8 protein-coding genes are annotated in these 10039 nt (G+C 33.3%); 4 read left to right on the forward strand and 4 right to left on the reverse strand.

Annotation, left to right across the window (positions count from 1 at the left end):
• Positions 1-24: 24 nt before the first annotated feature.
• The 4 genes from IWX83_RS10980 to IWX83_RS10995 form a co-directional block, all read right to left on the reverse strand.
• Positions 25-555, reverse strand: coding sequence for an inorganic diphosphatase (locus IWX83_RS10980; RefSeq protein ID WP_066082986.1), 531 nt, complete (start codon positions 553-555; stop codon positions 25-27).
• Positions 556-662: 107 nt separating this feature from the next.
• Positions 663-1265, reverse strand: a complete 603-nt coding sequence (locus IWX83_RS10985; protein WP_196829681.1) for a DNA-3-methyladenine glycosylase — start codon at positions 1263-1265, stop codon at positions 663-665.
• 110 nt (positions 1266-1375) lie between these two features.
• Positions 1376-3862 carry a DUF5686 and carboxypeptidase-like regulatory domain-containing protein gene (locus tag IWX83_RS10990; protein ID WP_196829683.1) on the reverse strand — a complete coding sequence of 829 codons (2487 nt, stop codon included), beginning with the start codon at positions 3860-3862 and terminating at the stop codon, positions 1376-1378.
• A 132-nt stretch (positions 3863-3994) separates the two neighbouring features.
• Positions 3995-4975, reverse strand: a complete 981-nt coding sequence (locus tag IWX83_RS10995; RefSeq protein WP_066082989.1) for a pyruvate dehydrogenase complex E1 component subunit beta — start codon at positions 4973-4975, stop codon at positions 3995-3997.
• 383 nt (positions 4976-5358) lie between these two features.
• Between IWX83_RS10995 and IWX83_RS11000 the strand changes: the two genes are divergently transcribed.
• The 4 genes from IWX83_RS11000 to IWX83_RS11015 all read left to right on the forward strand — a co-directional run bounded on the left by IWX83_RS11000 (position 5359) and on the right by IWX83_RS11015 (position 9962).
• Positions 5359-5631, forward strand: a complete 273-nt coding sequence (locus IWX83_RS11000; RefSeq protein WP_196829685.1) for a hypothetical protein — start codon at positions 5359-5361, stop codon at positions 5629-5631.
• A gap of 60 nt (positions 5632-5691) precedes the next feature.
• On the forward strand, positions 5692-6381 hold the full coding sequence (locus tag IWX83_RS11005) for a GLPGLI family protein (RefSeq protein ID WP_066082992.1): 690 nt from the start codon (positions 5692-5694) through the stop codon (positions 6379-6381).
• 252 nt (positions 6382-6633) lie between these two features.
• A complete protein-coding gene (locus tag IWX83_RS11010) occupies positions 6634-7323 on the forward strand; it encodes a GLPGLI family protein (protein ID WP_196829687.1) in 690 nt (229 codons plus the stop codon).
• Positions 7323-9962, forward strand: coding sequence for a carboxypeptidase-like regulatory domain-containing protein (locus IWX83_RS11015; RefSeq protein ID WP_196829689.1), 2640 nt, complete (start codon positions 7323-7325; stop codon positions 9960-9962). The genes IWX83_RS11010 and IWX83_RS11015 overlap by 1 nt, the downstream gene beginning before the upstream one ends.
• Positions 9963-10039: the final 77 nt, after the last annotated feature.

A 10039-nucleotide genomic window follows, 5' to 3' on the forward strand; every position in this document is an offset into this window, starting at 1 on the left:
ATTTATAAAAATTATGCCAATTATTTATCTAATACTAAACAATCCTTCTGGTTTGTTTTCAATTTGATTAAAACGCTCCGTACACTCCTTAATGATAGCATATGCCTCGTTTACATCTCCCCAACCACCTACATCAACTTTTTTGTTTTCAAGGTCTTTGTACACTTGGAAAAAGTGCTCAATTTCTTTTAATAAATGGGGATTCATGTCTGACAAATCATTTAATGAGTTCCAAATTGGATCTGAAACCGGCACACAGATTACTTTTTCATCTGGTCCTTTATCATCGGCCATGTGAAAAACTCCAATTGGTTTCACTTCCATTACACATCCAGGAAAAGTAGGTTCGTTAACCAACACCAACACATCCAATGGATCTCCATCTAAGGCTAATGTTTCAGGAATAAATCCATAATCAGCTGGATACATCATCGAGGAGAATAACATTCGGTCAAAACGCATTCTTTTTATTTCGAAATCATACTCGTATTTATTTCTACTTCCTCTTGGTATTTCGATTAGGACATCGAAAGTTATTAATTTGTCTGCAGTCATTTTAGTTTTTTCTTTTCTATATTTATGGGTGCAAAAGTAGGGAAACTATCTCTTTTTACAATAAAAAATTGCTGTTATCTCTGCATTAAATTTTAACAATGAGTACTTTAGTACACTACCGTTCTATTTCTTTTATTCAAATAATGATGCCATAAAAGATAGGTAGCCACGGAACGATGCGGACTCCATTTTAAAGTATGAATTTCCATTGCCTCTTTATCATGAATATGCAGCAATTCCTTTATGGTATTTACGACCGCAATATCACCCAATGGCAATAAATCTGGGGCTTCCAGACAAAACATCAAGTAAATATCGATAGTCCAGTTTCCTATTCCCTTGATTTTAATGAGTTCTTCACGTACTTGCTGAGCTGTCTTATTGAGTAAACTTTCTAAATCAACTTCTTTATTTAATATGGCTGTCGCCAAAGCTTTGATATAAGACGTTTTTTGACGGCTTACGCCAAAATTCCTATATTCCTCCTCCGAAACAGGAAGCAAAATCTCTGGCTCTATTACTTTTAGACTGGCTTTGATCTTTAAAAAAGTAGCCTTAGCGGAATCAATGGACACTTGTTGCTCCAAGATCAATAAGACTAAAGTTTCAAAACCTTGCGGCCTTCTCGGGATGACAGGCATTCCATATTGGTCGATAATAGACTTGAAAATAGCGTCTTTACTTATAAGATAATTGATGGCTTCTTTCATAATTTCATCTTTTTTTAGCTCGGATCGGAACGGTCTCCTTTTTAGAATGCGATTTTTATTCGCTTTCTAAAAAGAAATCGTGTATACCAGAGCTTAGGGAGGAATAGCTCCTAGAAATTAAACCCAAACGATCCTTTTACCGTAAAACGATTCGTATCCGGTGTGTTGAGATAATTGCCTCGCCACGCAAAATCGATACGGATTACCTTAAAGATATTACCAATCCCGGCGCTGTATTCCCAATAGACTTTTTCCGGCGCGTTATAAGCTAAACCAGAAGCATTAATCGCTCTATTTTCATCCGAAATAGTACCATAAACCCCTTTTACCGATACAATTTCCCTCCAATTGAGTTTGCGCATAAATGGAATTCTGGAAAAAAGACGCCCATTAAAGTTATGATTCCACTGCAAAGTGGCATATTGATCCGCTAAGAATTCATAAAAATTAAGATTACTGAACGTGTTTTCCAAGGTAAAAAAAGTTTGATTTCCTGGAATAACACTCATTAATCCCAAGGGAACGGTTCCAAAAGTTTTTCCCACTTCCATAATAATATTCGTGCGCCCTAAAGGCCCTATAATAATAGGCTGTTTGTAGTATAATTGCAATTTATCATATTTGAAATCACTATCCAATAACCCTTTAAAACCATGACTATAATTGACAAAAAAGCGACTGTACGGACTATCGACATTCTCCCGTTCTACCGCAAATCCAATGGTTTTTCTTTTAGGAGTGTATTCCACTTGAAAGTTCACTTCTGATTGTTTGACATCGCTTTTTGTTACAGCATTTGCAATATCTGTGTAATAATCCAAACTAAATGTAGGCGACGCAGACGCGAGCGTGCGGTATGAAATTCCTGTCTGTAAAGTTAAATTTTTCACAGGCTCTATTTCCACCGCTATATTGGTCAAATTAATGTTGGTCAATTTTCCGTTATTTCCAGACGAAAACACGGATGACGATGCAAAACTTCTGCCTAGAATATCATACGTAGTCGTGAGACTGGCGCCAATTTGTTCAATATCACGCCTATTGCCTCCGGACAAAATGATTCTTTTTTTCTTATCGACCATCCATTTCCCAGAAAATCCATATTTGAATTTTTCATCCTTAAACCCATACGCCGTGTAGCCTTGCAAACGCCAAGTATCATTGGTTCCAAAATAGGTTCTTCCTCCCGCTCGCAATCGAACGCCTTCTACTTCGTTGTAACCAAATGTGGAAAAAATAGGTCCATAATCAAAATTTCCAAACTGTAAAAAGCCACTTGCCAAAACTTGCACTGTGCTATAAATTTGTTTGAATTTCTTGACCGTTTGCAACGTATCGAGCATTTTATACACGCCCAATTCATCTTTAGTCAAATTCTCAAACCGATTTTCATCCCAGTACTCCTCTGACTTATTATAGACATCCGGCTCCATGTAATTGACCTCCTCTTTATAAAAAGCAACCGGTTTTTCTTTATTAAACTGATGGTTTCTGTAATAGGTGGTTCGTTTTCCGTAAACCCCTTTTGATTTTTCTTTTTTGTTTAATGCAAAATCCGACATTAAATAATCCTTTGTTAGTAGGAATACCGAATCACTAACCACTTCAAATTCTTGCTCAAGGTAAATGTCTTTCACCCAGTTAATATTGGCACTCTTAGTAACGGCCATATTAATTTTCTTGATGGCATAAGTGGTATCGTTAACCCAGAAATCGCCTTTAAAAGTCAGTTCGTTCTTGCGTCTTGGATAAAATACGATATTATAACACCACTTTTTATCAATATAGGCGCTGTCTTTCAACACGTAATTATAAACATCAATACCGGTTTTAGATAGTGGACTAGTAAAACTTTTATCAAAAAAAGTCAAGTAATTATTATAAATATCATAATTGGAATACAAGTCCTTTACAAAAGTCAGAATTTGCTGGTTTCCGTTAAAACCAGATGTTTTACTGGCTTTTATTTTCTCTTTCAGTTTCTTGAGTTTGTTATCTCCAAAAACATCATTCAAGGATTCGTTGACAAAAATGGGCAGGTACGTCTTACCCGTAATTCTTGAAGTATCCATTTGGTTGAAAATAAATTCCATCCCCTTAAAAAGAGTGCTCTTCATAAAAGCGCTATCAATAGAATTCATATCAAATTCTATTTTTTCATACTTTTCCATCTGGTATTGATCGTACAAATAAAGTCCATTTTTACGTTTTCTTTCCCAAATTTTTCTCAGAATGTCTAGCGCTGGATTATCTTTTTTAGACGTTTTCCCCGCAAAAACTACAACTTCGTTTAAGCTTTCGGCTTCACTTAATTGAATTTTAAAATTATAATTTACTGCCTTGTCTAACGCTATTTCTTTTTCAGAAAATCCTACCGACGAAATTATCAAAGTGCTATACGATTTTTGGGATTCAAGATAGAACCTACCATCCTCATTAGTCACAATTCCTTCGCTGGAACCTTTGAAAACCACATTAGCAAAAGGAATCGGCTGATTTTGCTTATCAACCACAACACCGCTAACTTTTGTTTGTGCAAATACAGCACTTGCAGAAACAAACAAAAAAACCAAGAGAAACAAGACATTCTTTTTCATAGTCATTCAAAAAAAAACTTCATCAAAGATAATTGATGAAGTTTCAAATATAGTTAATTACAGTATTTGATTATTCGTGGTTTAGCATTCCAATTGTTAAATTTTATCTAAAACCGAATGTATCAAAAACGATTATTTTTTATACATTACTTTTTTAACCGCTTTAACAACGTCACCAGCATTTGGCAACCATTCTTTCAATAAAACTGGAGAATATGGCGCTGGAGTATCCGCAGTTGTGATACGTTGAATTGGCGCATCCAAGAAATCAAAAGCACGTTCTTGAACAATATACGTAATTTCAGAAGCAACACTTGCAAAAGGCCAAGCCTCCTCAAGAACTACTAATCTATTTGTTTTTTTAACCGAAGTTAAAATCGTTTCATAATCCATTGGACGAACCGTTCTCAAATCGATAATTTCACATGAAATTCCTTCTTTGGCTAATTCATCAGCAGCAATATGTGCTTCCTTGATGATTTTTCCAAAAGAGACAATGGTTACATCTGTACCTTCTCTTTTGATGTCAGCAACCCCTAGCGGAATTACATATTCACCATCTGGAACTTCTCCTTTATCACCATACATTTGCTCTGACTCCATGAAAATCACAGGGTCATTGTCACGTATCGCCGCTTTCAACAATCCTTTTGCATCGTAAACCGTAGAGGGAACTACCACTTTAAGACCCGGAGTATTGGCAAACCAATTTTCCAAAGCTTGTGAGTGTGTTGCTCCTAATTGTCCTGCTGAAGCTGTTGGTCCACGAAAAACGATAGGCACATTAAATTGTCCACCAGTCATCTGACGCATTTTGGCAGCGTTATTTATGATTTGGTCAATCCCCACTAAACAAAAATTGAATGTCATGTATTCCACAATTGGTCTGCATCCATTCATGGCAGATCCTACTGCAATACCAGTAAAACCAAGCTCAGCAATAGGCGTATCAATTACTCTTTTCTCACCAAATTCTGCAAGCATTCCTTTAGATGCTTTGTAGGCACCATTATATTCCGCAACTTCTTCACCCATTAAGTATATGGACTCATCGTGACGCATTTCTTCACTCATCGCTTCACAAATGGCCTCTCTAAATTGTATCGTTCTCATATTTTTTTATATTTTGTCCTCCTGAGCGCAGTCGAAGGATAATTTTCGAAAAGCAAAAATAAATATTTTAAATCACTTTAAAGCATAAATGTTCCTAAATTAATCAGGATTTATATTGCTAATTTTCAGGAGCTATTTCGCGGTCCCGACGCTTCGGGACGCTGTATCTTCCTGTGGCTAAAGGAGCCACAGGAAGGATGCCGCTGCTATCCGGGCTACGAAAACGTAGTAGTTAACTCTAGTTTATTTGTAAAACTTGTTTTAAACCAAAAAGACAATAAAATATATAACCTTTACATAATTAAAAAAATATTACTGTTTTTTCTTGCAAGAGTCGTTTTTTTTTTTTTTATTTAGCCTGTATAACTTTAAAAATTTATACTATGAAAAAATTATTATTTACAGCAATTGCGGTAATTGCTTTTTCTGGATTAGCGATGGCTAATAATGAGACAAAAACTACTAGCGCAATTGTGAATTTACAATTTGAGAAAGAAGAAAAAACAAAAACCAACACTTTAGAAGAAAAAGATGTTTGGTTTTGCCATAAAATCTCTGAATCTTCAAGTTATAACTTTATGACTAAGGAAACTACAGTTACGACAACATATCAATGTACTTGGTATGATTTATCTCCAGCATTAACAGCAGAATAGAAAACTATCTCTTATTTTGACAGGGAAAATTCCCTGTCAAATTTCATTAAACCACATCTCATGAAAATCAAACTTGTAATTCTATTTTTTTTAGCAGTACTTATAAATCAATCGTATAGCCAAACTCTAAAAGGTATTCTTACTGAAACGCCATTAAAAGGAATTGGAGACGAAACTAATCTGTCTAAAAAAGCAGCGAAACCAATGACTTTTTCTTATGTGTTCTCAGAAAAAAAATCGATTCAAAACTTAATTTCTATAGAAAAGTCGGCGATAGACACAACTTACATTGAAAAATACGGAAAAAAATATGAAACTACGTCATCCGTTAGCAGACCAACTTCACTAGCTTACTACAAAGATTTAGAAACTAAAAAATATAAGGTTGTTGCAACACAAGAAGCAAAAGATGTTAACATAATTGAGAAATTAACAAAATTTGATTGGAGATTAATAAATGAATCTAAGACTATTAATGGTTATGCGTGTAAAAAAGCTACAACAACTAATACCGCATACAATTCCAATCAATCCATAGTTGCTTGGTTTACAGAGGCGATACCTGTAAATGATGGGCCAGCCCAATACCATGGTTTACCAGGTTTCATTATTCAAATTGAGATAAATGACAACACAACACTAACTTTTGATAAATTGGTTTTCAGTAAAGAAAACACAGCAATTGCGGAGCCTAACAACAGTGCTCCTGAATTAAGTTTCAGTGACTATTCAAAACAAAGTGCTAAATAATGGTTAGTTTTTATCAAGATATTTCTTCACTTAAAAAAGTAGTTTAGACGACTGATCAGGAAGAAGATGCTTGGTTTTGCCACAAAGCAAGCAAAACAACAACTTAGTATTCTTTTAGTGATGAGACTGCTTTTACAACTACTAATGATTATAAATGGTATGATTTCAAAGTAGCAACGACAAAAGTGTAGATAACCTAATTACATTTGACAGGTAAAAATCCCTGTCAAATTTTTAAAATCAACAACAGTTATGAAGATCAAATGTTTTTTATTTTTATTAATGCTCGCCTCAATCAACCAATCCTACAGCCAAACTTTGAAAAGTATTCTTACTGAAACACCAATAAAAGGGATTGGAGACGAAACTGAATTGTCTAAAAAAGCAGCAAAACCAATGACATTTTCATATGTGTATTCAGCAAACAAATCAATTCAAAACTTAATATCTATAGAAAAATCTTCGATTGATACAATCTATATTGAAAAATATGGAAATAAATACGAAACTACATCTACGGTTAATAGATCTTCTTCGATCACATACTTTAAAAATTTTGATTTAAAAAAATATAAAGTTCTTTTCACTCGAAATGAAAAAGACACCAATGTGAAAGAAATACTACCTTCATTCAACTGGAAATTAATCGATGAAAGCAAAACTATTAACGGATATACTTGTAAAAAAGCCACCACTAGAAATACAGCATTCAATTCCAATCAATCCATCGTTGCATGGTACACTGAAGATATATTTATAAACGACGGACCAATGCATTATAACGGATTACCCGGATTCATTATTCAAATTGAGATTGATGATAATTCGATTCTGACTTTTGACAAATTGGTTTTCAAAAAAGAAAACACAGCAATTGAAGAACCTAACAATAGTGCACCTGAATTAAGTTTCAGTGACTATTTGAGACAAGGCACTAAATAATGACTCATTTTTATCAAGATATTTCTACACTTAAAAAGCAGTTTCTCTGCTTTTTTTTATTGTTTGCTGTACCTATATTTTCTCAAAACAGCGTGACCGGTTCAGTCCTGGACAGTTCCAATACACCAATAAGCCAAGTCAACGTACAAATAAAAGATTCTAAAAATGATAAAATAATTGCTTTTTCCTTTTCTGACACTTCAGGAAATTTCCGCTTGGAGTTAGACAAGAAAGGTTTGTATATCCTAAAAATAAGTTATCTGGGTTTAAAGTCGTTCACAAAGGAGATTGAAATAACAAATAATTTGTTAGACTTAGGTAAAATTATACTCGAAGAAAACAAAATTGATCTGGAAAATGTGATCATTAAAAACGAAGCTGCCGGAATGACTGAAATTGGCGATACACTAAGATACCGGATTGAAAAATTTCTAAATGGAACCGAAGAAACGCTGAAAGATGTCATAAAAAAATTACCCGGCTTAGACATAGACTCTCAAGGAAAGATAAAAGCTAATGGAAAAGAAGTAGATAAACTTTTAATTAACGGAGAAGAGTTTTTTATAAATCAACAAAAAATTGCCACTGAAAATATCACTGCTGAAATGATAAAAAATATTGAGTTAATAAAAAACTATACTGAATTTAAGAATATTAAAAAAAATGATAAATCAGGGATAACTGCATTAAACGTCAACATCAAAGAACAATTTAAAAACAAATTGACAGGAAACGTATCCGCAGCTGCTGGTGAGAATAGATACAAATTACATGCAACATTATTTAATTTTAGCAAGAAAACGTTATTCAGCTTAATTAGCGATTCTAATAATACCGGAGAGCTGTCTATGAATATTGAAGAGTACACCAAATTTACCAATCAAAACGAGGCAAGGACGATTGGTGAAACTACTTTTTCAAAAAATGATGATTTACCGAGATTTTTAACCATTGGAAACAATGTAAAAGAACGATCCTCGTACTTTACAGGTTTAAATTTAAAATATTCTCCTACTAAGAAAACGCAAGTAAATTTTTATTCCATTTTCAACAGTGTAGATCAAGTGGAACAACAATCTAATACGCAATTCTACGCTTCGAACTCAGGTGTTTTTTCAAACAAAGACAGTCGATTCATCAATGAAGAGACAATGTTTACTAATTCCGCTTTGGATGTAGCTTACAAACCCAATGAAAAATCGCTAATTAGTTATAAAGGATACTTTTCAGGTGTTAATAAAATAAACACTGTCGAAATTGCCAACAATACAAACCAATTAGACAACGAAAACAAACTTACGGATTACACAATCAATCATCAATTAAACTACACAACACTGTATAAAAATAATACTGGATTGAATATTTCTGTAAAACAGCAAATTATTAAGAAATCCAATAGGTTAAACATCGAATCCGATGCTCCTTTTTTAAATTTAAACTTCAATAATTCTACCTATAAAATTCTTCAAAATAGTCAACTAAATAAAAACAATATTGATTTGAATGCTAACTATACCTTTAGCATAAAAAAAACAACTAATGCAATCTTTATGGAGTCCTCAATACGAAAGGACGACTATAAAACTACAGAAGAACAGTTTACTCAATTTGAAAACAATGTAAACATTGAAAACAAAGTTCAAACTATTGGATTACAAACTAAATTTAAATTGTTTGAAAAGACAACATTCTCATCTGCTTTGTCTTATTCTAGGCTTCAATTTAAAATGGACAACTTAAACAAAGCAGAGTGGTTATTTATGCCCACATTAAGTTTAAAGACAGATTTTAATTCTAATCATTATATCAAATTATCATTTTCACAAAACAATAACCTCACACAAGCTGAAAATTTAGTCCCCAACAATGTTATCAGCGATTACAGAACTATTTTTTCAAATGAGAATTTAATACTAAGTACGATTACACCAAACAATCAATTAGCTGCAGATTATTTTTATTTCAACAACAAAAGAAAGTTATCCATTATTTCTAATCTTTCCTATTATAAAGCAACCAATATCATATCCAATAACTCCAGTGCAGATGCAACGGTAAATTATATCCAATATGCTGTTGCTCCCTTTGAAAACCGTTTTCAATCTATGCTTTATTCAGAGAAAACATTTTCTTTCTTACCTTTTTCTCTTAGAGCAAGCGTTTCCTACTCATCGAGTAGTAAAATTTTATTTTACGACAGACTTAGTCAGACTTTTAAAACGGAATCAACGTCTGCATACCTCTCCTTTGTGTCCCGGCTAAAAAAAACAAGTCTGCAATTTGAAACTGGAGTAGCAGTATCAAGAGATAATTATCAAGATAATTTTTTTAGTAATTCTATTTTAATAGTAAACCCGTTTATCGAAACTAGTTATAAAATTGCCTCCAATATATCATTCAACAGTACATTTTCGTATAAAAAAATAACTGCGGCAACTTCATCTAATGAAATTTATATGCTCAGTCCACGATTACGTTTAAATTTTCCTAAGTCTAAGTTCGAAATTAGTATGATAGCCCATGATATTTTGAACATCAATAATTACGAACAAATCACACTTACGCGATTCGACAATTTTACAGAAGAAAGAATTTCTCAATCGTTAACCGGTTACTATTATTTTAGCCCCCGATAAGTTCGGAGTGTTATTTTAAATTTCAAACTTATATATTTGAAACATGAAATACAAGAAATGGACTTTAGATCAGAAGC

It is taken from the genome of Flavobacterium sp. CG_9.1 (assembly GCF_015751645.1).
Taxonomy (GTDB): domain Bacteria; phylum Bacteroidota; class Bacteroidia; order Flavobacteriales; family Flavobacteriaceae; genus Flavobacterium; species Flavobacterium xanthum.